The organism is Billgrantia gudaonensis, assembly GCF_900100195.1.
GTDB lineage: Bacteria > Pseudomonadota > Gammaproteobacteria > Pseudomonadales > Halomonadaceae > Halomonas > Halomonas gudaonensis.
Map to the genome: position 1 here is coordinate 1 of NZ_FNES01000018.1, position 25,124 is coordinate 25,124.

General features: G+C 65.7%; 18 protein-coding genes. 9 read left to right on the top strand and 9 right to left on the bottom strand.

All coding sequences use genetic code 11. The features are described 5' to 3' along the window. Positions 1-376 precede the first annotated feature (376 nt). Together BLP96_RS17080 and lldD are read right to left on the bottom strand one after the other, a co-directional pair. Positions 377-3,217 (bottom strand): FAD-binding and (Fe-S)-binding domain-containing protein, encoded by a 2,841-nt coding sequence (locus BLP96_RS17080; protein ID WP_089688587.1) that lies wholly within the window; start codon positions 3,215-3,217, stop codon positions 377-379. A 47-nt stretch (positions 3,218-3,264) separates the two neighbouring features. Then, the gene (gene lldD / locus BLP96_RS17085; protein ID WP_089688589.1) at positions 3,265-4,419 is read right to left on the bottom strand and encodes an FMN-dependent L-lactate dehydrogenase LldD; all 1,155 of its coding nucleotides are present in this window, start codon (positions 4,417-4,419) and stop codon (positions 3,265-3,267) included. Positions 4,420-4,772: 353 nt separating this feature from the next. Here lldD and BLP96_RS17090 point away from each other — a divergent pair, with 353 nt between their 5' ends. From BLP96_RS17090 to BLP96_RS17100, 3 genes are read left to right on the top strand one after another with little or no spacing between them, the layout of a single operon-like run. Beyond that, on the top strand, positions 4,773-5,546 hold the full coding sequence (locus BLP96_RS17090) for a GntR family transcriptional regulator (protein WP_089688591.1): 774 nt from the start codon (positions 4,773-4,775) through the stop codon (positions 5,544-5,546). A gap of 10 nt (positions 5,547-5,556) precedes the next feature. Further along, positions 5,557-7,479 (top strand): sensor histidine kinase, encoded by a 1,923-nt coding sequence (locus BLP96_RS17095; protein ID WP_089688593.1) that lies wholly within the window; start codon positions 5,557-5,559, stop codon positions 7,477-7,479. Next, on the top strand, positions 7,472-8,854 hold the full coding sequence (locus tag BLP96_RS17100; RefSeq protein WP_089688594.1) for a sigma-54-dependent transcriptional regulator: 1,383 nt from the start codon (positions 7,472-7,474) through the stop codon (positions 8,852-8,854). Before BLP96_RS17095 ends, BLP96_RS17100 begins: the two co-directional genes overlap by 8 nt. Here the strand turns inward: BLP96_RS17100 and BLP96_RS17105 are convergent. Both BLP96_RS17105 and BLP96_RS17110 read right to left on the bottom strand, forming a co-directional pair. Then, positions 8,836-9,408 (bottom strand): gamma carbonic anhydrase family protein, encoded by a 573-nt coding sequence (locus tag BLP96_RS17105; protein WP_245682297.1) that lies wholly within the window; start codon positions 9,406-9,408, stop codon positions 8,836-8,838. The genes BLP96_RS17100 and BLP96_RS17105 overlap by 19 nt on opposite strands. Positions 9,409-9,424: 16 nt before the next feature. Further along, positions 9,425-10,765, bottom strand: coding sequence for a sodium-dependent transporter (locus tag BLP96_RS17110; RefSeq protein WP_089688597.1), 1,341 nt, complete (start codon positions 10,763-10,765; stop codon positions 9,425-9,427). Positions 10,766-10,912: 147 nt separating this feature from the next. Here BLP96_RS17110 and prlC point away from each other — a divergent pair, with 147 nt between their 5' ends. From prlC to BLP96_RS17130, 4 genes are all read left to right on the top strand, one after another. Continuing rightward, positions 10,913-12,961 carry an oligopeptidase A gene (gene prlC / locus BLP96_RS17115; RefSeq protein ID WP_089688599.1) on the top strand — a complete coding sequence of 683 codons (2,049 nt, stop codon included), beginning with the start codon at positions 10,913-10,915 and terminating at the stop codon, positions 12,959-12,961. Positions 12,962-13,023: 62 nt separating this feature from the next. Further along, positions 13,024-13,266 carry a YheV family putative zinc ribbon protein gene (locus BLP96_RS17120; RefSeq protein WP_089688601.1) on the top strand — a complete coding sequence of 81 codons (243 nt, stop codon included), beginning with the start codon at positions 13,024-13,026 and terminating at the stop codon, positions 13,264-13,266. A gap of 339 nt (positions 13,267-13,605) precedes the next feature. Further along, on the top strand, positions 13,606-14,589 hold the full coding sequence (locus tag BLP96_RS17125) for a TAXI family TRAP transporter solute-binding subunit (RefSeq protein WP_089688602.1): 984 nt from the start codon (positions 13,606-13,608) through the stop codon (positions 14,587-14,589). Positions 14,590-14,683: 94 nt separating this feature from the next. Further along, positions 14,684-16,879, top strand: a complete 2,196-nt coding sequence (locus tag BLP96_RS17130) for a TRAP transporter permease (protein WP_089688605.1) — start codon at positions 14,684-14,686, stop codon at positions 16,877-16,879. An 89-nt stretch (positions 16,880-16,968) separates the two neighbouring features. Here BLP96_RS17130 and metF read toward each other — a convergent pair whose 3' ends face one another. Then, complete coding sequence (gene metF / locus BLP96_RS17135; protein WP_089688607.1) at positions 16,969-17,811, bottom strand: methylenetetrahydrofolate reductase [NAD(P)H]; 843 nt, start codon at positions 17,809-17,811, stop codon at positions 16,969-16,971. A gap of 166 nt (positions 17,812-17,977) precedes the next feature. Between metF and BLP96_RS17140 the strand changes: the two genes are divergently transcribed. Beyond that, complete coding sequence (locus tag BLP96_RS17140) at positions 17,978-18,901, top strand: AEC family transporter (protein WP_089688609.1); 924 nt, start codon at positions 17,978-17,980, stop codon at positions 18,899-18,901. Between the two features lie 12 nt (positions 18,902-18,913). Here the strand turns inward: BLP96_RS17140 and BLP96_RS17145 are convergent, their stop codons facing one another. Next, positions 18,914-19,567: a glutathione S-transferase family protein gene (locus BLP96_RS17145; RefSeq protein WP_089688611.1), complete on the bottom strand. Its 654-nt coding sequence runs from the start codon at positions 19,565-19,567 to the stop codon at positions 18,914-18,916. 115 nt (positions 19,568-19,682) lie between these two features. On the opposite strand from BLP96_RS17145, the gene BLP96_RS17150 reads away from it, so the two are divergent. Next, positions 19,683-20,273 carry a TetR/AcrR family transcriptional regulator gene (locus tag BLP96_RS17150; protein ID WP_089688613.1) on the top strand — a complete coding sequence of 197 codons (591 nt, stop codon included), beginning with the start codon at positions 19,683-19,685 and terminating at the stop codon, positions 20,271-20,273. A gap of 103 nt (positions 20,274-20,376) precedes the next feature. Here BLP96_RS17150 and ahcY read toward each other — a convergent pair whose 3' ends face one another. From ahcY to metK, 3 genes are all read right to left on the bottom strand, one after another. Beyond that, a complete protein-coding gene (ahcY, locus tag BLP96_RS17155) occupies positions 20,377-21,786 on the bottom strand; it encodes an adenosylhomocysteinase (protein WP_176761551.1) in 1,410 nt (469 codons plus the stop codon). A gap of 78 nt (positions 21,787-21,864) precedes the next feature. Next, the gene (gene ligB, locus BLP96_RS17160; protein WP_089688616.1) at positions 21,865-23,541 is read right to left on the bottom strand and encodes an NAD-dependent DNA ligase LigB; all 1,677 of its coding nucleotides are present in this window, start codon (positions 23,539-23,541) and stop codon (positions 21,865-21,867) included. Positions 23,542-23,642: 101 nt separating this feature from the next. Continuing rightward, positions 23,643-24,863 carry a methionine adenosyltransferase gene (gene metK / locus BLP96_RS17165; RefSeq protein WP_089688619.1) on the bottom strand — a complete coding sequence of 407 codons (1,221 nt, stop codon included), beginning with the start codon at positions 24,861-24,863 and terminating at the stop codon, positions 23,643-23,645. Between the last annotated feature and the right edge of the window lie 261 nt (positions 24,864-25,124).

The following is a 25,124-nucleotide window of genomic DNA, read 5'->3' on the forward strand; positions in this document are numbered from 1 at the left end:
CATCTCCCGTGAAAACGGAGTGGAGCGTCTCACCCTGCTGTCGGCAGTGCCGCCAGCGCCCGGCGAGGAAGGCGTATTCTACGTGATCGGCGCCGACTGTCAAGAGCGAACGTGTCGCTCGGCGGCCGACTCACGCCAGTGACGAAACCCGCGCAATGCCGGCAAAAAACCTCGCCGCATCAAACGCTTCCGTCACTCTCCACCGCTGGCAACGTGGCCCGTCGCCGGCAGCGGATGCGTACTTTACGGGCAACCCGCGTACGACGCAAGGGGTTCGTGCAGAAAATTTCCGGGGGCAGAATTCGTCTCGCGCTCGATCCTTTTATCCACAGGCACGCATCATCATCCGCCTGTGGGTATTCCGGCTTCACGGTTGCTACAGCGGCTGGCTGGCTCGTTCGAGCAACGAGAGAATCGAACGATAGGGAATGCCACCGTGCTGAGCCAGCCCGATCTCGCAGGTCCGGGAGTTGGAATATCCGGCATCGCAGCCGGCCACCTGTTCAGCCAGACCCTGGAGCGCCGACGCGTTGAGTTCCGGCGTCACCAGACCCTTGTCGCCCGCAAAGCCACAGCAGGTGATTTCCGCCGGCACCACCACGTCACGAGCACAGGCACGAGCCAAAGCGACCATACGCTCGCCGAGCCCCATGTGGGTGCTGGAACAGGTGACGTGCACCGCTACGCGCTCATCCAGCGGCGTGACCCGGAGACGCGGCAGCAAGTGGTCATGCGCGAAGCCGACGGGCTCCTGCACCGACAAGCGCTCATCCAGGCGCGACTGCAGGTGCAGCACGCAAGGGCTGGTGTCGCTGACGATCGGATAGCGACCGTTCTCGCTGGCCACCAGCAACTCATGGTTGAGTTCGCCAGCCTTGCGTGCCGACTCATCGAACTGTCCCTTGGAGTGGAAAGCCATGCCACAGCAGAGACGATCGGACTGTGTCGGCACGATGATCTCGAAGCCGGCGCGCTCGAGCAAGATCAGGACGACCTCCATGATCGAGCGCGTCTCGCTGTCGCCATGGCTCGCCCCGAATACGCGCGTGGCACAGGAAGGCAAGTACACCACCTTGTCTCGCCTCTCGCCGCGACCCGTGGCTGGGCGCTGCAATACCCGAACCGGCGCTGCCTTAGGTACGCTGGGCACCCACTGCGGGACCCGTTGCCCACTGAGACGCGTCACGGTGCGGCTCACCCCGGCGAGCCCGCGCTCGCCCAACGTGGCACGACCGACGCCGGCCAGGCGCAATACGCCCCGCGCAGAGCGCGTGACGGCAGAGAAATGTCGCCCTACGCGAGCCGCCAGCCCAGCAGCATGAGCGAGCCGTTCATGGCGAATGTCGCGGATCAATTCGCCGGTATTGATGCCGACCGGACATTGGGTCGCGCAAAGCCCGTCGACGGCGCACGTCTCGTCACCCGCGTAGCGGTAATCCTTACGCAGCCGCTGGAGACGTTCGGCCTCTTCACTGTCGAGGCTTTCGCCCAGCGCCTCGAGCCGAGCCATCTCGCGCGCGATGACGATGCGCTGGCGCGGAGTCAGGGTCAGGTCTTTCGAGGGACAGACGTGTTCGCAGAAACCACACTCGATGCATTTGTCGACGATGGGATCGGCAGACGGCAGCGGCTTGAGGTTCTCCAGATGCAGCGTGGGGTTGCGGCTCAGGATCACCTCGGGATTGAGCAGGTTCTCCGGGTCGAAGAGTGCCTTGATCCGCCACATCAGAGCGTAGGCCTCGGGTCCCCACTCGAGCTCCACGTAGGGAGCCATGTTGCGTCCGGTACCGTGCTCGGCCTTGAGCGAGCCGCCGTACTCCACGCCCACCAGCCGGGCCACCTCATCCATCAATGCCTGGTAGCGCTCGACCTCACCAGGCTTCTCGAAGCCCTGGGGGAAGACGAAGTGCAGATTGCCCTCCAGGGCGTGGCCGAAGAGGATGGCGTCGTGGTAGCCGTGACGGTGGAAGATGTCGGTGAGCGCCAGCACGCCCTCGTCGAGTCGCTCGATGGGAAAGGCGACATCCTCGATGATCACCGTGGTACCGACCTCGCGCACCGCCCCCACGGCGGGGAAGAGACCCTTGCGGATCTTCCAGTAGAGCGCATAGGTGGCGGGGTCACGAGTGAAGGCGACGGGCTCGAGTGTCTCGATGTCGGCCAGCGTCGTCTGTACCGCCTCGAGCCGGGCGGCGAGGTCGCCCTCATCATTGCCGCGCACGTCGACGAGCAGTGCCGCTGCACCTTCCGGCAGGGTGCCGAGCGTCTCGGGCATGCCCGGCTCGTCAGCCACCGAGCGCAGGGCGGCGCGGTCCATCAGCTCCACTGCCGATACCGGTGCCCGCTTGAGGGCGATAGTGGCGCGGCAGGTGGCCGCCATGTCGGGGAAGAAGGCCAGCGCTGCTGCCTTCTCCGGTTCATCGACCACGGTCTCGTAGGTGATGGTGCTGATGAACCCCAGCGTGCCCTCGGAGCCGATCATCAGGTGTTTGAGAATCTCGATGCCATCATCGAAGTCCACCAGGCTGTTCAGCGCGTAGCCGGTGGTGTTCTTGAGCCGGTACTTGTGGCGAATCTTCTCGGCCAACGCCGCGTTGGCGCGAGTCTCGGCAGCGAGCTCCTCGAGCCCCTCGACGAGGTCGGCATGGCTGCGGCGGAAGGCTTCGCGGCTCGACGGATCGGCGGTATCCAGCCGTGTGCCGTCGGCGAGGATCACGCGCATGTCGCGCACCGTGCGATAGCTGTTCTGGGCCGTGCCGCAACACATGCCCGAGGCGTTGTTGGCGGCGATGCCACCCACCATGCAGCTATTGATCGATGCCGGATCAGGACCGATCTTGCGACCATGAGGCGCCAGAAGCTGGTTGGCGCGTGCGCCGATCACTCCGGGCTGCAGGCGGATGGCCCGGCCGCCGTCGAGGATCTCGTGACCGCGCCAGCCGCGGCCCAGCTGAATCAACACCGAATCGGTCACCGCCTGGCCCGAGAGCGAAGTGCCTGCCGCACGGAAAGTAACCGGGAGGCGGCGATCTCGACACTCAGCGAGCACCTGAGACAGTTCGTCCTCATTGGCCGGGCGCACTACCAGCTGGGGAATCAGCCGATAGAAGCTGGCATCGGTGCCATAGGCCAGGGTACGCAGCGGGTCGTCGATCAGCCGCTCGGCGGGGAGCGTGTCGCGCAGCGTTTCGAGCAGTGCCTTGTAGGGAGCTTTCATGACGACTCTCGATCAGCGAAGGGATAAGAGCGGACGTGGCCAGGCATTCAGTCAACGCCGTGGCTCGCCCCCGACACCAGCGAGGCCGAACCGAGATCGGCAATGGAACGCGCCCCGGTGAGCGTCATCGCGACCCGCATCTCCTTTTCGAATAGCTCGAGCAGATGAGACACGCCCGACTCCCCGGCAGTGGCGAGTGCGTAGATGAAGGCACGACCGAGCAGAACGGTATCGGCCCCCAAAGCGATCATCCGCACGACATCGAGCCCATTGCGCACACCGGAATCGGCCAGAACGGCCAGATCGCCCTTGACCGCATCGGCGATGGCGGGCAAGGCACGCGCGGTCGAGGGAACGCCATCGAGCTGGCGACCGCCATGATTGGAAACGACGATGCCGTCCGCACCGAAGCGGACCGCATCGCGGGCGTCCTCGGGATCGAGTATTCCCTTGATGATCATCGGGCCATCCCAGAATTCACGAATCCACTCCAGATCCTTCCAGGAGATGGAGGGGTCGAAGTTGTTGCCGAGCCAAGCGATGTAATCCTCGAGCTCCGTCGGATGACCGCGATACTCCGACACGTTGCCCAGATCATGAGGGCGGCCGTGAATGCCCACATCCCAAGCCCAAAAAGGATGCGTCGCGGCCTGCAGCATCCGCCGAATCCCGCCGTGCTTGCCGCTCATGCCGGAATGGGCATCGCGATAACGTGCCCCCGGCACCGGCATGTCGACCGTGAAGACCAGCGTCTTGACGCCGGCGGCCTTGGCCTTCTCCAGGACATGCTTCATGAACCCCCTGTCCTTGAGCACATAGAGCTGAAACCAGATGGGACGTTCCACCGCCGAGGCCACCTCGTCGATGGGGCATACCGATACCGTCGACAGCGTGAACGGTATGCCTTTCCCGGCCGCCGCACGCGCCGCCTGCACCTCGCCACGCCTGGCGTACATACCGGCCAGCCCCACGGGAGCCAGGGCAATAGGCATGGCCAGAGACTCACCGAACAGCTCCGTTTCCAGCGACAACGTGGACATGTCCTTCAGCACGCGCTGACGCAACGCGATGCCGGCAAGATCCTCGACATTACGCTGCAGCGTGTGCTCGGCGTAGGCTCCCCCGTCGGCATAGTGAAAAAGAAAGGGCGGAATGCGACGCTTGGCGGCATGGCGGTAATCAGTGGATGCTGAAATGATCATGGCGGGCCCTGTGCAGTTGATGCGCTATGCATGAATGGCCATCGAAGACATCATGTCGAGCGCTCAGAGGGTATTGACGGAATAGGCGAACGAAGACGATCATCATTGTGGTAAATTGGTAAAACCAATTTACCGACAAAAGTGTTTGAACCTTAGGGGCCGGCCCTCACACTGTCAAACGCACTACCGGCTTTTGCCGCTTCAAACCCCCTATACTTTGGTATCAAGCGAGAGTCGGCATGCGCCAGTCGTTTGACATGCATCGACTTTCCGCGCTGGCTCCGGCATTGCAAGACGCCCATCGACGCAGGCACTATTGGTTTGACCAATTTGACACCCTTCGGGAATCGCGCATGACCTACCAAGCCCTCCGGCAGCCACGGCTGGCCGACGTCATCACCGAACGCCTCGAAGCCATGATCCTCGAGGGCAGTCTCAAACCGGGGCAACGCCTGCCGCCGGAGCGCGAGCTGGCCGAGCGTTTCGGAGTCTCGCGCCCCTCGCTGCGCGAAGCGATCCAGAAACTGGCCGCCCGTGGCCTGCTGAGCAGCCGCCAGGGAGGTGGCACCTTCGTCACCCAGGAGCTCAATAGCGGCTACAGCGACCCCCTGCTGGACATGCTCTCGCGGCACCAGGAGTTCCACCTCGACCTGCTGGAATTCCGCGACGCCATGGAAGGCCTTTCGGCCTACTACGCGGCACTGCGCTCCACCCCCGCCGACAAGGCGATGCTAATCAAGCGCTACGAAGAGCTCGAGGCCAGCTTCGCCGGCCGCGACCCCGAACTCGAAGCCGGTGCCGACGCCGCCTTTCACCTGGCCATCGCCGAGGCGGCCCACAACGTGCTGCTGCTGCACACCATTCGCGGCATCTTCCACCTGCTCGAGCGAAGCATCGTCGACAACCTAGCGCATCTGTTCGAGAAACCCCAGTCGCGGCCGCTGTTGATGAAGCAGCACCGAGCCCTGCTCGACGCCATTCTCGAAGGGCGAGCCGAAGATGCCCGTGCGCGCTCCCACGAGCACCTGGTGTTCGTGGAAGAGGGCCTGCTGGAGATGGAACGCGCCGAGACCCGCGCCCAGCGCGCGCTGCGCCGCGCTCAGGCGCTGCCCGAGCAGGAACCGTGAGGGCAGCCTCATGAACCATGCGCCGCACCGCCCCTCACGCATGCCGCGCGCCTTGCGGCGCACTCTGCTGGTGCTGCTGCCCGCAGGACTGGCGATCAGCGTCTGGCAAGCGGCAGAGATCGCCCGCGAACAGGCCCTGGCCAGCCTGGCGCGTGAAGCCGAGAACGAGCTGCGCCTTTCGGCAACCGGCCTCGAAGGACATCTGACCCGTCACGACTATCTGCCTCAGTTGCTCGCCTCCCGCGAGATGGTCCAGCGTTTCCTCACCAAGCGCGGCCGCCAGGATCCCATGCCGCTGAACCTGCTGCTCGATCGCTTCCGCGCCACTGCGGACGTCTCCGACGTCTATCTGATCGACCGCCACGGCGACACCCTGGCGGCGAGCAACTGGCACCGCCCCAACACCTTCATCGGCCAGAACTACGCCTTTCGCAGCTACTTCCAGGATGCCATCGCCGGCCAACGCGGCCGTTTCTACGGCCTTGGCGTGCAGTCCATGGAGCGCGGCTATTACTTCTCCGCCCCGGTATGGCTGGACGAAACCGCCCCCAACGCACGCCCCGACGGCGTCATGGTGATCAAGGTACTGCTCGACGAGGTCGAGGCCAGCTGGGCCGACCAGGATGCCGAGCTGCTGGTCACCGACCGCGACGACATCATCTTCATGGCCAGTCAGCCGGAACTGCGCCTGGCCGCCCTGCACCCGCTTTCCGAAGACGAACGCCAGGCCTTGCTGGCCACCCGCCGCTATGCCGACGAACCGCTCACGCCGTCGGGCATCGAGGTGCTGGAAACTCGGGGCGACCGCAGCGAGCTGGTGCGCTTCGCGGATGGCCCGCTCGAAGAAGGCAGCTACCTGCGTCTGTCGCGCGCCATGCCGGCCTTCGACTGGGAAATGCACATCCTCAAGCCACTGGGCCCGGTGCATCGGGCGCAATGGCTGGCCGCCCTGCTGGCCGGCGGCCTCTACAGCGTCGTGGTCCTGACCGGCGGCGTGGGTTGGCAGCGCCTGCGCCTGCGCCGCGAGCGCGAGGAGTTTGCCGAGCGCGAGCGCGATACCCTGGCCCATGCCCGCGACGAGCTGGAACGCAACGTCGAACGGCGCACCCGCGACCTGGTAGACACCAACCGCCGACTCTCCGACGAGATCGAGGAGCGCCGTCGCGCCGAGGAGAATCTACGGCGCACCCAGGACGAGCTGGTTCAGGCCGCGAAACTCGCCGTGCTGGGCCAGCTGGCCGCAGGCATCAATCACGAACTCAACCAGCCACTGGCGGCAATTCGCGCCTACACCGAGAATGCCAGAGCCTTCCTCGAGCGCCAGCGACTCGAAGCGGCCGACGCCAACCTCGCCCAGGTCATCGAGCTCACCGGACGGATGGCCGAGATCAGCGCCCAGTTGCGTCAGTTCTCGCGCAAGAGCGGCGACAGCCTGACGGCCATCTCGGTACCCGCCTGCTTCGACTATGCGCTGCGCCTCTACCAGGCACGCTTGCGCAGCGCCCAGGTCGAGGTCGAACGCCACTGGCCGGCGGAGACGACCTGGGTGGTGGCCGACCCGGTCCGTCTCGAGCAGGTGTTGGTCAACCTCATCGGCAACGCTCTGCAGGCGATGAGCGACTCGCCCCGGCCCCGGCTGATACTGACCATCGAGCCTCTCGAAACCGACGTCGCCATCGGGGTGGCCGATACCGGACCCGGCATCGCCGAAGAGCACCTCGGGCGAATCTTCGAACCCTTTTTCACCACCAAGGCGCCGGGCAGCGGCCTGGGCCTGGGGCTGTCGATCTCGTCGCGCATCGTCGACGACCTCGGAGGCCATCTCACTGCCGCCAATCGGCCTGGCGGGGGCGCCTGCTTCACCGTGACCTTGCCGCGGGCCACGACCCCTGCGACCCCCTCATCCACACAGGAGCCGTCCACCCATGCATGACCCGGTCGACACCCCGGTGCTGGTCATCGACGACGAACCCCATCTGCGCATCACCGCCGGCCAGACCCTGGAGCTCGCTGGCTACCGGCCCCAACCTTTCGAGCGCGCGGAGCACGCTCTGGCCGCGCTGCCGGGGGATTTTCCCGGCGTGATCGTCAGCGACATCCGCATGCCCGGCATGGATGGCATGGCGCTGCTACGCGAGGTAAGAAACCGCGACCCCGACCTGCCGGTGATCCTGATCACCGGCCATGGCGACATCTCGACGGCCGTAGAGGCGATGCGCGAGGGAGCCTGGGACTTCCTTGAAAAGCCCTTTGCCGGCGAGCGGCTGGTCGAGATGGTGCGTCGCGGCGTGGAAAAGCGTCGACTGAGCCTGGAGAACCGTCAGCTCAAGGCCGAGCTCGAGGCACAGCAAGCCGCACCCGGGCCGCGCCTGGTGGGGCGCACCTCGGCGATCCAGCGCCTCGCTTCCATGGTGCAACGCATCAGTCAGGTCGAGACCGACGTACTGCTGTTCGGTGAAACCGGTACCGGCAAGGATCTGGTGGCACGCGCCATCCACGAGCGGAGCCCGCGCGGTGGCCACCCTTTCGTGGCCATCAACTGTGGCGCCGTGCCCGAGAGCATCATCGAGTCGGAGCTGTTCGGCCACGAGAAGGGCGCCTTCACCGGCGCCCTGGAACGGCGTATCGGCAAGTTCGAACATGCCGATGGCGGCACCGTGTTCCTCGACGAAATCGAATCGATGCCGCTGGCGCTGCAGGTCAAGCTGCTGCGAGTGCTCCAGGAACGCTGCGTGGAACGCCTGGGCGCCAACGAGCCGGTGCACCTCGACATTCGGGTGATCGCCGCCACCAAGGTCGACCTCAAGGCCTCCGCCGAAGAGGGCCGTTTTCGCGAGGATCTCTACTACCGCCTCAACGTCGTCACCCTGCCCATTCCGCCACTGCGCGAACGACTGGAGGACATCCCTTTGCTCTTCCAGCACTTCGCGGTGGTTGCCGCCAACCGCAGCGGGCTGGAGGCGCCGCCGCTCGACACCAGCGGCATCTCCACGCTGATGGCGCACGACTGGCCGGGCAACGTGCGCGAACTGCGCAACCTCGCCGAACGCTACGTATTGCTCGGCTCCGCCTTCGACTACCGCCTGGATGCACTGCTCGAGGGCGTCGACACCGACAGCACCGACATCGCCCTTCCTCAGCAGGTGGAACTCTTCGAAAAGAGCCTGATCACCCAGTCACTGGCAAGCCATCACGGCCGCATTTCAGAGGTGTGCGAACACCTGGGCCTGCCGCGCAAGACGCTCTACGACAAGCTCAAGAAGTACGGCCTCAAGGCCGATGACTATCGTCACGACACCGCAACCTGAGCTTCCAGATACTCGTCCTTGAGCTTGACGTAGTTGCCGGCGGTATAGGGAAAGAAGGCGCGCTCGCTCTCCTTGAGCGGGCGCAGCGCCTTGGCCGGATTGCCGGCGTAGACATGGCCGCTCTCCAGGCGCTTGCCGGGCGGCACCACGGCACCGGCGGCGATGATCACCTCGTCCTCGACCACGGCCCCGTCCATGACGATGGCGCCCATGCCCACCAGGATGCGGCTGCCCAGAGTGGCCCCGTGCAGGATCGCCTTGTGGCCGATGGTGACGTCGTCGCCCACGGTGAGCGGAAAGCCATCGGGGTTGAAGTCGCTGGCGTGGGTGATGTGCAGCACGCTGCCATCCTGCACGCTGACCCGCGCACCGATGCGGATGCGATGCATGTCGCCGCGGATCACCGCCATGGGCCATACCGAGCAGTCGTCGCCCAACATCACGTCACCCAGCACCACGCTGGCCGCATCCACGTAGACTCGCTCCCCGAGCTGCGGGATCATGCCCCGCCAGGGGCGTAGCGCCCCAGCGCAGGCGTTCGCGCGTTCGTTCATGGCTCTCCTCCCGAGATCAGATCAAACCGGCTACCAATACTACCAGCGTCAGCGGAATCGACACCCAGCGCACCACGCCCTGCCACAGTCGAAAACCCGTTGGGCCCACGCCCAGTGCCTTGCGAACGGTGTCGCTAGCCATCACCCAGGCGGCAAAGACCGCGATCACCAACCCCCCCAGGGGCAGAAAGACCTCGGTAGGCACGCTGGTCACCAGATCGAAGAAGGTCTTGTCCGCCACCGGATGCCAGTCGGCCAGGATCGAGAACGACAGCACCGAGAGCAGCCCCACCAGCCACACCGCCACACCGGTGAGCGCCGCCGCCCGGCCGCGGCCCAAGCCGAGCCCCTGCAGGGTCGCGACCATGGGTTCGGCCAGGTTGATCGACGAGGTCCAGGTGGCGAGCAGCAGCAACAGGAAGAACAGCGACAGCCACAGCGCTCCCCAAGGCAGCTCGGCAAAGGCGATGGGCAGGGTGACGAACATCAGCCCTGGGCCTTCGGCGGGATCCAGGCCTTGGGTGAACACCACCGAGAAGATGGCGATGCCGGCCAGCAGCGCCACCGTGACATCGAGCAGCGCCACCGCCCCGGCGGCTCTCGGCAGGCTCTGCCTCTCGGGCATGTAGGCGCCGTAGGCCATCAACGCACAGGCGCCCACCGCCAGCGTGAAGAAGGCATGGCCCATGGCGTGCAGCACCACCAGCGGGGTAATGGCCGAAAGCTCGGGCTGGAACAGCCAGGCCAGTGCCGGCCCGAAACCCGAGGTGGTGGCGGCAAAGCCGGCCAGCAGCACCAGCAGCAGGTAGAGCAGCGGCATCAACAGGTTGTTGAGCTTTTCCAGCCCCTTGGCCACCCCGGCAGCGACCACCGTCATGGTCAGCAACAGAAAGAGCGTGTGGTTGAAGGTCATGCGCGCCGGGTCGGCGAGGAAGGCATCGAAGCCGGCGCCGATCTCTGCCGGGTCGGCGCCGACGAAGTCGCCGTTGATCGCGGCCACCAGGAACTCGATGGACCAGCCCGAGACTACCGAGTAGAAGGAGAGGATGCAGAACACCGTGACGGCGCCGAACACCCCCAGCAGCCGCCAGTGACGACTGGCTCCCGCCTGCGCCGCCAGGTGACCGAGCGAGGCCATCGGCGAGCGCCTGCCGGCCCGGCCGATGAGGATCTCGGCCATCATCACCGGCAGCCCCAACAACAACACGAAAGCCACGTAGAGCACCAGAAAGGCGGCTCCCCCATTCTCGCCGGTGATGTAGGGAAAGCGCCAAATGTTGCCCAGCCCCACGGCAGCCCCGGTCACCGCCAGGATGAAGGCGCGTCGGGTGCTCCAGCGCTCCAGGGTTGCCTGCATGCCAGTGCCCTCTCGATGGAAAGGCGCAAAGCCTATCAGGCCGGCGCGATGCCACCAAACCCTTTGTCGGCGTTGAAACCCGGCCCCGTCGACCGCATCTAAGCAAGGCACGTTCTTTTCGTCTCTTTCACCGTCGCCGAGGTGCGCATGACCCGCAACCCCCTGCTCGAGCCCCATGAGCTGCCTCCCTTCGAGGCCATCCAGCCGGAACACGTGGTGCCCGCCATCGACACCCTGCTGGCCGAGAACCGCACTGCCATCGACGACTTGGTTGCGCGCGCCGAGCGGGAAACACCCACCTGGCAGAGCCTCGCTGCCCCGCTGGAGGCACTCAACGACCGCCTGTCGCGAGCCTGGTCGCCGGTTTCGCACCTCAACGGCACCATGAACAGCCCCGAACTGCGCGAAGCCTACCAGGCGTGCCTGGGCAAGCTCTCTGCCTACAGCACCTGGCTCGGTCAGCACGAAGGACTGTTCCGCGCCTGGCAAGCACTGAAGGAGGGCCCCGCCTGGGACGAGCTCGACGCGGCGCAGCGCCGCACGGTGGACAACACCCTGCGCGACTTCCGCCTGGCCGGCGTCGATCTGCCTGCCGAAAAGAAGCGCCGCTACGGCGAGATCAAGGCGCGCCTCTCGGAGCTGGCCAACACCTTCTCCAACCAGCTGCTCGACGCCACCCAGGCGTGGCACGCGGACATCGACGACGCCGATCGGCTTGCCGGCCTGCCGGAAAGCGCACTCGCCACTCTGGCTGCCAACGCCGAGGCCAAGGGTGTGAAGGGGTATCGCATCACTCTGGACTTCCCCAGTTTCTACCCGGTACTCACTTTCGCCGACGACCGCGAGTTGCGCCGCGAGGTCTACACGGCCTTCATCACCCGCGCCTCCGACCAGGGCCCCAATGCCGGCGAGTACGACAACGCTCCCATCATCGAGGAGACACTACGGCTGCGCCACGAGCTCGCCGGGCTGCTGGGCTTTTCCAGCTATGCCGAGCTATCGCTTCAGACCAAGATGGCCGAGTCTCCCGAGCAGGCACTTCACTTCCTCGACGACCTGGCACGCCGTGCCGTCCCCCAGGCACGCGAGGAGTTCGCCGAACTCGAAGCCTACGCTCGCAACGAGCTGGGTCTGACCCACCTCGAACCCTGGGACGTGGGCTACGCCAGCGAGAAACTGCGCGAGGCGCGCCATGCCATCTCCCAGGAGCAGTTGCGCCCCTACTTCCCCGCCCCGCGAGTGGTAGACGGCCTGTTCCGGGTGGTGGAGCGCCTCTATGACATTGCCTTCGAGGAGGATCCATCGGCACCTCGCTACCATCCCGACGTGCGCTACTTTCGTATCCTCGAGGGCGGCAACCCCATTGCCGGCTTCTATCTCGACCTCTACGCCCGTGAGGGCAAGCGTGGCGGCGCCTGGATGGACGAATGCCGAGTCCGTCGCCAGGAGGGCGACACTCTGCAACTGCCGGTAGCCTACCTCACCTGCAACTTCACCCGCCCGGTGGGCGACCGGCCAGCCTTGCTGACTCACGACGAGGTCACCACGCTGTTTCATGAATTCGGCCACGGCCTCCATCACATGCTCACTCGCCAGACGATCGCCGATATCTCCGGCATCAACGGCGTGGCCTGGGACGCCGTGGAGCTTCCCAGTCAGTTCATGGAGAACTTCTGCTGGGAACGCGACGGCCTGGACCTGATCGCCGGTCACGTCGACAACGGCGAGCCGCTACCGGCCGAACTGCTGGAAAAGCTACAAGCCGCGCGCAACTTCCAGTCGGCCATGGGCATGGTGCGCCAACTCGAACTCTCGCTGTTCGACCTGCGTCTGCATCACGAACTCTCGGCGCCTTCCGCCGCGGAGGTACAGGCCCTGCTGGACACCGTGCGCGACGCCGTCTCGGTAGTGCCCAGAGCCCCCTTCAACCGCTTCCAGAACGGCTTCGGGCATATCTTTGCCGGCGGCTATGCGGCAGGCTACTACAGCTACAAGTGGGCCGAAGTGCTCTCTGCCGATGCCTGGAGCGCCTTCGAGGAGGCGGGGATCTTCGATGCCGAGACCGGGCGGCGCTTCCGCCGCGAGATTCTCGAGGCGGGCGGCTCGCGCGATGCCGCCGAGCTGTTCCGCGCCTTCCGTGGCCGCGAGCCGAGCGTCGAACCGCTGTTGCGCCACAGCGGCATTCGCGCTGCCTGACACCGACCATCGACCATCGCCGCCGAAGGCCGAAGTTTTCGGCGGCCCATCCGGGAGGCCCCATGGCCGTTCAGAAACGCTTCATCGCCGGTGCCATCTGCCCTCGCTGCGCCGCGATGGACCGCATCCGCACCTGGGAGCAGAACGGCGTACGCTACCGCGACTGCGTCAACTGCGACTTCTTCGAGCAGTTGCCCATCGAAGACGAAAACGCAGCGGAACTCGAGACCCGCGTGAACCGCCACCGAGAAGAGCGGCGTCAGGACGACTTGCAGCCGGTGAAAATCCTCGACCCCAAGCGGTAGTGACACCGGGGCGCCGAAATTCCTCCTGCGCAACTGTGCGGATTTCCGCACAGGAATGGCGGTATGACGTGCGAACATCCAGACTCACGAAGTCATGAAGCACTCGACCTTAGTCGAATTAATCCAGCATAAATGATTGATTTTATAATAAAAAACGCGAACTGGCAGATCCTTTGCAAACTATTCTCCTGAACATTGCTGACCATCGACAGGGACAGGGCAGCAATGGCCCGTCTTTGCCATACTGCTTGGCGAAGTGCCTGTCACACGTTCGCATGACACGTTCGCCAAGGGCGTGACATGCAAACGTACAACCACAATCGCAACAGGAGAGACGCCATGCGCATCACAATGAGCCAGGTCCTCACCGGCACCCTGACCGGCGCCCTGCTGGTCGCTGGTAGCGCCCAGGCCGACCGTTCCGACTGGCCGGACAACTTCACCGTAGGCACCGCCAGCCAGGGCGGCACCTACTTCGTCTACGGTTCCGGCTGGGCCAACCTGATCGCCGACGAACTGGACGTCTCCGGCGGCGGCGAGGTCACCGGCGGTCCCAACCAGAACCTCGCCCTGGTGCACACCGGGGAGCTGGCCCTGGGCCTGACCACCATGGGTCCGGCCGCCGAGGCACTGGCCGGCGAGAGCCCGTTGGCACCCGGCGTCCCGATGGACAACGTCTGCGCGCTATTCCCGATGTACGAGACCCCCTTCTCGATCACCACGCTGGAAGATAGCGGCATCGAGTCGATCTCCGACATCCCTGACGGCGCGCGCATCGGCTTCGGTCCCGCAGCCTCCACCTCCGACACCTACTTCCCGGCCATGCTCGAGGAGCTGGGCGTCGACTTCGAACGCCGCAACGGCGGCTGGACCGACCTGGGCGGGCAGCTTCAGGACGGCCTCATCGACGTCATCGCCTTCGCCGCGGGCATCCCGATTCCGGCGGTCAGCCAACTCGAGGTGCAAACCGACGTCAACATCGTCGAGTTCACCGAAGAGGAGCAGGCCCAGGTGCTCGAGGCATTCCCGGTTTCACCCTTCGAGATTCCGGCCAGCACCTACGAGACCCTCGAGGAGGATGCTCGCGCCGTCTCCATGTGGAACTTCACCATCGCCGGCTGCGATCTGCCCGAGGACTTCGTCTACGAGATCACCAAACTGAGCCTCGAGAACAACGACCGGATGCGTGACATTCACCGCAGCGCTGCCACCAGCGTGCCGGAGAATATCGAGTACAACACCGTACTGCCTTTCCATCCGGGTGCCGTGCGCTGGTACGAGGAGAACGGCTACGAAATCCCCGAAGAGCGCAAGCTGAACTGAAGCACGCCTCACTCCCATGAGTCATGCCCCGCGCCGGTCAACGGCCGGGGCATGATTGGCATTCCAACGTCCCACACCCGAGGGTGACCTTCCCATGAGCCATACACCCGACACCCGCCCCGGCCACGATGACGAGGCCGTCGGCAGCGTAACCGAGAGCGTTGCCGAGGGCGTCGACGAAGAGGTGGTCGAGTCCAACCGGCGCCTCTACAAAGGGTGGCAACTGATCCTGTTCGCCGTCCTGGCCATCGTCTACTCCACGTTCCATCTGGTGTCGCTGAACGTCTTCCCGATGGAAACCTGGTCGTTTCGCATCGTGCACATCGCCGGTGCATTGATCCTCGGCTATGGCCTCTATGCCGGCACCCGCTTCGCCGACGACAGCCGAGGCACCGCTTCTCCATGGCTGACCTGGGTCAGCTATGCGCTGCTGCTACCAGCCCTGTACGCACTGATGCAGGTATTCCTGATGCAGCGTGACATCGCCGACGGCGCCATGCGCATCGCCCCCCACGTCGAAGCCTGGCACTACGGCTATCCGCTGATACTGGCCAGCTCGGCGGCCATCCTCCTCTCCTGGGGCTATCGACAGGTGCGCCAGAAGCTGTCACCGCCCGACCTGGTGCTGATGGTCTGCTCCTTGGCCGTGGCCGGCTACCTGGTGGTGATCTACAATACGCCGCTGCGCGCCTCTACCGGCACCTCGTTCGCCCCCATGGGCATCTCCTACGCCGCCATCGCCGGGTCATTGCTGATCCTCGAACTGACGCGTCGCGTCGCCGGCCTCGCCCTGGTCGTGATCTCGGCCATCTTTCTGCTCTACGTATTCGTCGGCCCCTACCTGCCCGGCTTTCTCGGCTATCCCGGGCTTTCGGTAGGCCGCTTCTTCAGTCAGGTCTACACCGATGCCGGGATCCTCGGACCGACCACCGCCGTATCGTCGACCTACATCATCCTGTTCATCATCTTCGCCGCCTTCCTGCAGGCCTCCAAGGTGGGCGACTACTTCGTCAACTTCGCCTTCGCCGCTGCCGGCAGAGCGCGAGGCGGCCCTGCCAAGGTGGCGATCTTCGCTTCCGGCCTGATGGGCATGATCAACGGCACCAGCGCCGGCAACGTCGTCTCCACCGGTTCGCTGACCATTCCGTTGATGAAGAAGGTGGGCTATCCCGGCCGCAGCGCCGGCGCCATCGAGGCTGCCGCCTCCACCGGCGGACAGATCATGCCGCCTATCATGGGCGCCGGCGCCTTCATCATGGCCGAGATCACCGGCATTCCCTACACCGAGATCGCCGTGGCGGCAGTGATTCCGGCCATTCTCTACTTCGTGTCGATCTACTTCATGGTCGACCTCGAAGCGGCCCGCAAGGGCATGCGCGGCATGCGCAAGGAGGAGATCCCGCTCTTCTCGAAGCTGGCCAAGCAGGTCTACCTGTTCGCCCCGATCATCATCCTGATCGTCGCACTGTTCATGGGCTACTCGGTGATCCGCGCCGGCACCCTGGCCACCGCCTCGGCTGCCGTGGTGAGCTGGATCTCGCCCAACAAGATGGGCATTCGCGCCATCCTGCGCGCCCTGCAGCTGGCCGGCACCATGTCGATCCAGATCATCGCCGTATGTGCCTGCGCCGGCCTGATCGTCGGGGTGATCTCGCTCACTGGCGTCGGCGCGCGCTTCTCGTCGCTGCTGCTGGGCCTGGCCGGCTTCAGCCAGTTGCTGGCGCTGTTCTTCGCCATGTGCATCTCGATCCTGCTCGGCATGGGCATGCCCACCACGGCCGCTTACGCGGTGGCCGCCTCGGTGGTCGCACCGGGCCTGATCAACATCGGCATCCAACCGCTGGTGGCGCACTTCTTCGTGTTCTACTTCGCGGTGGTCTCGGCGATCACCCCGCCGGTGGCGCTGGCCTCCTACGCGGCCGCGGGCATCTCCGGCGACAACGCCATGGGCACCTCGGTGGCTTCCTTCAAGGTCGGTCTGGCCGCCTTCATCGTGCCCTTCATGTTCTTCTACAGCCCGGCCATGCTGCTCGAGGGCTCCTGGCTGCAGATCCTGCGCGTGGGCGTGACCGCCACGCTCGGCATCGTGCTGCTCGCCGCCGCCGTCCAGGCTTGGTTCTTCGGGCCGGTGAAGGCGTGGATGCGCGTCGTGATGCTCATCGGCGCGTTGTGCATGATCTACGGCGGCATCTACACCGATATCGCCGGTCTGGTGATCGGTGCCGCGCTCTTCCTTCTGCAGCGCGGCCGTCACGGCGGCGGCGCCCAACCGGCAGCCTCTTCGGGCTGAACGCACCGTTGGGACGTCGCATCAGCAGAAGGGCCCCGCCATGGCGGGGCCCTTTCTCGTTGTGCGTGACGGCGCGCTGCTCGGCGCAGTCAGACGGTGATATTGTCAAGAATCGCCAGCGCCGGCTCGGCCTGATTCAGCGTATAGAAGTGCAACCCCGGCGCACCGCCGTCGAGCAGTCGCTGACAGAGGCGAGAGACCACCTCCTCGCCGAAGGCGGCGATCGCCTCGCTGTCATCGCCGTAGGCCTCGAGCTGCTTGCGTATCCAACGCGGGATCTCGGCACCGCAGGCATCGGAGAAGCGCGCCAGCTTGGTGTAGTTGGTGATCGGCATGATGCCCGGCACGATGGGCGCCTCCACACCGAGTGCGCGAGCTCGCTCGACGAAGTGGAAGTAGGCATCGGCGGTGAAGAAGTACTGGGTGATCGCGAGGTTCGCGCCCGCCCTCATCTTGCGGGCGAAGTTCTCGAGGTCCCGCTCGAAACTCGGCGCCTGAGGATGCGACTCCGGGTAGGCGGCCACCGCGATCTCGAAGTGATCGCCGGTCTCGGCGCGGATGAATTCGACCAGTTCGTTGGCGTAGCGCAGCTCGCCCACGCCACCCATGCCGGATGGCAGGTCGCCGCGCAGGGCCACCAGGCTGTCGATTCCTTCGTCGCGGTACTGGTGCAGCAGATCGCGCAGTGCCGACTTCTCGCTACCGATGCAGGAGAGATGCGGCGCCGTGGTGATGCCGGCCTCGCTCACCTGCTGGACGATCTGGCGGGTACGCGCCTGGGTAGAGCCACCGGCACCGTAAGTGACCGAAAAGAAGCGCGGGCGGCGCTCGGCCAGGGCGTCGCGCGTGCGCAGCAGCTTGTCGCGCCCCGCCTCGGTGCCCGGGGGAAAGAACTCGAAGCTGATGCCCAACGGGTGTGCCTGCGTACTCATCGATTCACCTCATGTTCCTTTCGTGACTGGCGCCATTCTGCCCAGGCCGAGCCCACACGGCCAATGAAAGTTCCGCGCCGCACTATCGACAGCGTTCATGATGGCGCCTGACAACCCGCACCCCAGCAGGCATCATGACGGCTTTGCCGAGGATGAGCGATATCCGATGATCGACCCTGCGACCTTGATGGGCCCATTGTGGACGCTGCTGGCCTTCGTGGCCCTGGGCTGGCTGGCAGCGCGCCGCCTGGCGGTGGATCCACGCCCCATCGCCACCCTGCTGATCTACCTGATCGCACCGCTGACTTTCTTTCGCGGTCTGGTTCTGGGTGGCCCCACCCCCGACTACCTGCTGCTTACCGCCGCGCTGTTCGCCACCGCCAGCGCGATGGCTCTGCTGGTGAACCGTCTCGCACGCGGCCTGCTCCCGCCGCAGGAGAGCGCCCTGCTGGCGTTTTCCGCCGGCACCGGCAACACCGGCTACTTCGGCCTTCCGGTGGCCATGGTCCTGCTGCCACCGGAAGGGGTGACGCTCTACCTCTTCTGCATTCTCGGCGTGACGCTCTACGAGTTCACGGTAGGCTTCTACCTGAGCGCACGGGGCCGGTTCTCGGTGCGTGACAGCCTCGTCAAGATCCTGCGCTTGCCGCTGGTCTATGCCTTCCTGGCTGCCTTGGTCGTGAGTGGCCTGGGCTTCGACGTGCCGGCACCGGTCATGGAAGGACTCGAGGCCTTTCCGGCCACCTATACCCTGCTGGGCATGATGATCATCGGCATGACGCTGGGGCGTGTTTCGCTGCGCGAGTTCGATACCCGTTTCATCGCCGCCTGCGTGGCGGTGCGCTTCGGCCTCTGGCCCCTGCTGGCGCTGACAGCCGTGATCGGCCTGCAACCGCTGCTGTCGGCGGACATGGCAATGGTCATTCTGCTGCTGGGAGTGGTGCCCATGGCCGCCAACGTGGTGGTGGTGGCCATGGAACTGGGCATTCGCCCGGAGAAGGGTGCCCTGGCGGTACTCATCACCACCCTGGCCGCACCGCTGCTGATTCCGCTCTACCTCTCGGGCATGGCACACTTGGCCGGGCTGTGATCGCTCGTCACGTCAGCCGATCTGGGGCGGGACCAGCACCCGCCGGCTCGACTCGCGCTGGCGTAACCGCTGCAGATAGGACTCCAGTGCCGGGTTCTCGGCCATCAGTGGCTTGCCCGCAGGCAGCCCGTCGAGGTAATCGAGCATGGGAGCCAGGATCGCATCGGCCATGCTGAACGCCTCGCCAACGAGATAGGCATGCCCCTCCAACTGACGTTCGAGCAGGTTCAGCATGCGCACCACCTCGGGCGTGGCCTGTTCGACACGCTCCTTGCGTATGCTGCCTCCTTCACCTTTCGGAAACACGAATTCCAGCAGGAAGCGGCGCACCAGCGCTTGGTCGACATAGCCCGACAGTGCCTGGCTCCATTGATCGACCTCGGCCCGCTGCCAGGGAGCGTGCGGTTGCAGTTCAGGCCCATCGAAGTTCGCATCGAGATAGCGACAGATGGGCGCCGTCTCGAACAGACACCGTTCGCCGTGCAGCAGAACCGGTACCTTGGCAAAGGGATGCAGAGTGCGATGTTTCTCGCCACCGAACTCCAGCGGCGCGCCTTCGAGTTCGAAGCCCAGGGTATAGGGAATGCCCTTCTCCTCACAGCACCACTGTACGCTGCGCACGAAGTTGCTGAACTGTGGCCCCAGAATATGCACGCTTTCGCTCATGTCGCTCTCCGGTCGGATGGATAAACGGGTACGTTGATCCACCCTAGCGCTGGCCACCATATGTTCAAGAACATATAGTGGTGCCGAGTGAGCTGAACACAGAAAGAGGTGCTCAATGCCCTGGAGCGAGGATCGCAAGCCACACACTCGTGCCCGTATCCTGCAGGCCGCCGCGAGACTCTTCACCCGACACGGCTTCGACGGCACCAGTATCGACACCATCATGCAGCAGGCAGGCCTGACGCGTGGCGCCTTCTATGCCCATTTCGCCTCGAAGGGAGAGCTCTATGCCATGGCGCTGCGCCATGCTGCCCAGGAAGGTGCCGCCAGGGTCGAGCAGGAGTCCGACCCATGCGCCCGCATGGCGCTGTATCTCAGCGAAACCCACCTGTACAGCGAAGATCTGCTGTGCCCACTGGCCTGCCTGGTCAGCGACGTTGCCCAGCAGGAAGAACGAGTGCGCGAAACCTACACCCGATTACTCGAAGGCTTCATCGCTTTCTATGCCGGCCAGTCGGAGCCTGACAGCCCGGCCCGGCGCCAGGCGCTGCAACAAGCGGTGACGATGATTGGAGGCATGGCCATCGCCCGCACCCTCACCGATCCGGCGCTAGCCGACGAGCTGCTCGAGGCCTGCCGAGAGCTGGCCTCCTCTCTGATACCGCTCGACGACCGACCGTCGACGCCGGCTTCCACCGGAGGCTGAAGCCGAGACATCGCCGACTCACTGAGTGCACGACCTCGCAAGAGGCCGGATGGCAAGACGCCACCCGCAGGTGGCGTCTGATGCGAGGCAATCCCTTGCCGCCTCAGTAGCGGTAGCTATCGGGCTTGTAGGGCCCCTCCACCGGCACGCCGGTATATTCGGCCTGGGCTTCTGTCATGCGGGTGATCACCCCGCCGAAGCCAGCCACCATGTAGCGCGCCACCTCCTCGTCGAGATGCCGGGGCAGCACCGTCACTGCCAGCGCCTCCTCCCGCTGCTCAGCCGGCAGCTCGGCGAAACGCCGCTCGAAGAGGTGCATCTGAGCCAGCACCTGGTTGGCGAAGGAGCCGTCCATCACCCGCGAGGGATGGCCGGTGGCGTTGCCCAGATTCACCAGGCGCCCCTCGGAAAGCAGGATGAGGTAGTCGCGGCTGTCGGGATCGAACTCGCCCGGCGTGCCGTCGCGATGCACCTTGTGCACCTGCGGTTTGATCTCCTCCCAGTGCCAGTGACGGCGCATGTGGGCGGTGTCGATCTCGCTGTCGAAGTGGCCGATGTTGCACACCACCGCGCCGGGCTTAAGCGCCTCGAGCATGGCGGCATCGCAGGCGTCGATGTTGCCGGTGGCGGTGACCACCAGGTCGATGCGCGCCAGCAGGTCGCGATCGACGCTCTCGGCACCGCGGTTGATGCCATCGCGGTAAGGCGAAACCACCTCGAAACCGTCCATGCACGCCTGCATGGCGCACAGCGGGTCGATCTCGGCCACCTTGACGATCATGCCCTCCTGACGCAGCGAGGCCGCCGAGCCCTTGCCAACGTCGCCATAGCCCACCACCAGTGCCTGCTTGCCGGCCAGCAGGTGATCGGTGGCACGCTTGATGGCATCGTTGAGCGAATGCCGACAGCCATACTTGTTGTCGTTCTTCGACTTGGTCACGGCGTCGTTGACGTTGATCGCCGGCACCTTGAGCGTGCCGTCACGCAGCATTTCCTGCAGGCGATGCACGCCGGTGGTGGTCTCCTCGCTGATGCCGTGGACGGCGTCGAGCAGCTCGGGGCGCCGTTCATGGAGCAGCGCCGTGAGGTCGCCGCCATCGTCGAGCACCATGTTGGGCGTCCAGCCGCCTGGCCCTTCGACGGTCTGTTCGATGCACCACCAGAACTCCTCCTCGGTTTCGCCTTTCCAGGCGAACACCGGGACGCCGGCCGCCGCAATCGCGGCAGCGGCATGGTCCTGGGTGGAAAAGATGTTGCACGACGACCAGCGCACCGAGGCTCCCAGATCGATCAGCGTCTCGATCAGCACCGCCGTCTGGATGGTCATGTGGATGCAGCCGGCAATGCGTGCCCCGGCCAGCGGTTGCTGGGCGCGGTACTTGTCACGGATGGTCATCAGTGCTGGCATTTCCGTCTCGGCAATGCGGATCTCGCTGCGTCCCCAGTCGGCCAGGCCGATGTCGGCGACCCGGTAATCCTGAGCATTCAGAGCGGACACGGCGGGTTCGTTCATGCGTCACCTCCTCCACGGATCGATCAATGCCTTCCACTATAGGCAGGGGAGGACGCGGCGAACAACCGCCGGCGACCTTCAAAAATCCACGATGCCTTCCGCGCGCAGGCGGCTGGCCAGCTTCTGCACCGCCTCATGAGCAAAGAAGGCGTGAAGGTCGGCGGCGCGCACCTCACCCACACCCGGCCGGGCCTGCCAGCTTGCCTTGCTGCGACTCGCCAAGGTCTGCCAGTCGTCACCGGGAGCCGGCTCGATACCCGGCGGCACTCCCAGCGCAGCCAGCCAGGCGGCAAAAGGACGCTGGCGTGCGGCACTGAAACGAGCCATGAGAGCGTCGGCCCGCGCCTTGCCGATCCCTGGCGCCGCGGCCAACTGGTCGGCATCCAGAAACAGCCAGTCGAGCAGACCGTTCAACAGCCCCGCCTCCAGCAAGGCTCGCCAGGTACCCGGCCCCACGCCGACGAGGTCGAGGGCCTGGTCTCCGCCCAGCCATTCGAGCCGCGCCAGGAACTGCTCCTCGCAGCCGGGGATGGGGCGAAAGCAGCTCAGTGCATGGTAGTCGCTATCGTCGGGTGGCGAGACGGCCGGTCGCTCACTGGCACGCCATACCACGCCTTCGAGACGCGGAATGGTCAGCCCGCCCAGGGCGACGGCAACCTGGTCGCCAGGGCGGACGTCCAGCGTCTGCCAGCGTGCGAGCGACCCCACGCTGACCCGGCGTATGGTGCGTCCGTCGAGCTCGATTGGCCGCAGGTGCAATAGCGGCGTGATACGCCCGGTCCGGCCAATGCGAAACTCGACACCCCGCACTTCGGCCAGCGCCTCGCGTGGTGGGTGCTTCCAGGCCGCCGCCCAGTCGGGCGGCTCCGCTCGCCAGTCCGTACCGGGGGGGCGCCCCGCCTGACGCAGCACGATACCGTCGGTAGCGAAGGGCAGCGCGCCGCGATACCAGCGATCGCGCCAGCGAGCGGCATCCTCGATCCCGGACACCGGGTGAGTCATGGCAGCGCTTTCGGCCAGGCCCAGGGCCACCAGCCCCTCCAGGCGGGCCGCCAGCGTCGCGGGGCCGTTCGGCCAGTCCCAGACGAAGAGACCGACCCGCTCGGCAGCGGCCGTGTCCAGGGTGTCCCGGGCCAACAGCCCGGCCACACGACTGCGCGCCCCGGCACCGCCCGCCTCGGCTTGAACATGATCGTCGAGGCGCAGATAGAGTTCGCCCTGCAGCACGGTATCCAGGGACTCGGGCAATCGCTCGGGCACCGCTGGAAGGCGGCGGACTCGCGTGGTCCAGTCCTGACCAGTGCGACCGTCGCCGCGGCTGATCGCTCTCTCCAGGCGACCGTCGACGTAGACCAGAGTCACTGCCACGCCATCGACCTTGGGCTGTACCCAGACGTCGCTACGCCGCGCCAGCCAGGCCTGCACGGCGGCTTTCCCATCGAGCTTGACCAACCCCGTCTGGGGCACCGGATGGACCGCTTCGCCGGCGGGCAGCGCCACTGCCCCTGCCTCGGCCGCACCCGACACTTCGGGAAAACAATGTTTCCATTCGACCAGTCGGGCGCGAGCTTGATCGTAGATGGTATCGCTGACCGGCGACTGACCGCGACGATGGTAGGCGTCGTCCCACTGCGCCAGCCGGTCCGTCAGGGCGGCCAGCTCGCGTTCGGCGCGCGCCCCACCCCAGTCGGGGCAGTCGGCGGCCAGAGCCGGAGCGCTCAAGAGCAAAACAGCGAGGGCGACGAATCGGAGCATGACGGATTCCCGGTGGACACCACCGGGAATGCTAATGAAGCGCCTCGCGCGATTCTGCCGGCGGGGCGCTTCGTGTCATGTAAGCGAAGGATTAAGAAGCGTTAGAGCCCGGCCGCCTGACGCAGCGCCTGCGCCCGGTCGACCTTCTCCCAGGGGAAAGCCAAAAAGCGCTCGGTGTTCTCCTGCCCCTGGGCGTCCTTCCAGGTGTAGCTGGTCTCGAAGGGCTCGCGGCCGAAGTGGCCGTAGGCTGCGGTGAGCTGGTACATGGGGTGCAGCAGGTCGAGCATGCGGGTGATGGCGTAGGGACGCAGGTCGAAGTGCTCGCGCACCAGCTCGATGATGCGCGCGTCGTCGACCTTGCCGGTGCCGAAGGTGTTGATCGCCACCGAGGTCGGTTCGGCCACGCCGATGGCGTAGGAGACCTGGATCTCGCACTTGTCGGCCAGGCCGGCGGCAACCACGTTCTTGGCCACGTAGCGACCGGCATAGGCGGCGCTGCGGTCGACCTTGGAGGGATCCTTGCCGGAGAAGGCGCCGCCGCCGTGGCGCGCCATGCCACCATAGGTATCGACGATGATCTTGCGCCCGGTCAGCCCGCAGTCGCCCACCGGGCCGCCGATCACGAACTTGCCGGTGGGGTTGATGTGGTAGCGGGTCGAGGCCGAGAGCCACGCCTCGGGAATCACCTCTTCGATGATCTCGCGGCGCACCATCTCGCGCAGTTCCTCCTGGTCGATGCCCGGGTCGTGCTGCGTGGAAAGCACCACGGCCTCCACCGCGCAGGGCTGGCCGGCGGCGTCGTAGCGGAAGGTGACCTGGCTCTTGGCATCGGGGCGCAGCCAGGGCAGCAGGCCATGGCGGCGCAGCTCGGCCTGGCGCTCCACCAGGCGGTGGGCGTAATGCACCGGCGCCGGCATGTAGGAGTCGGTCTCGTTGGTGGCATAACCGAACATCAGCCCCTGATCGCCGGCGCCCTGATCTTCGGGCTTGGTGCGATCCACACCCTGGGCGATGTCCACGCTCTGCTTGCCGATCAGGTTGAGCACGCCGCAGGTCTCGCCGTCGAAACCCACTTCCGAGGAGGTATAGCCGATGCGCGTGATCACCTCGCGCACCAGCGCCTCGAGATCGACCCAGGCGGTGGTGCTGATCTCGCCCGCCACGATGGCCACGCCGGTCTTGACCAACGTCTCGCAGGCCACGCGAGCCTGCTTGTCGCGGGCGATGATGGCATCCAGCACCGCATCGGAGATTTGATCGGCGATCTTGTCGGGGTGCCCCTCGGACACGGACTCGGAAGTAAACAGGGAGTATTCGCTCATGGCGTCCTCGACCCTTGGTGGTGACGGCAAGGTGCTCAAGCGCAGCCCGGCTGGCCGCGCGGCCTGCCGGCGCGGGTCGGCCCGATACGGGCCGGATACGCCAGCAACCGGTTCGAGAACCCGAGTTTACACGCTGGCCGGCACCCTGACATCCGTCATTTGATGCCGGCCGTCAAGTCGGCGACAATAGCGACCGTTTCCGGCCGCACTACCTGCGGCCTCCCCAGCCAGAACGCAGCGCCCGGCCGCCCCACCAGCGGC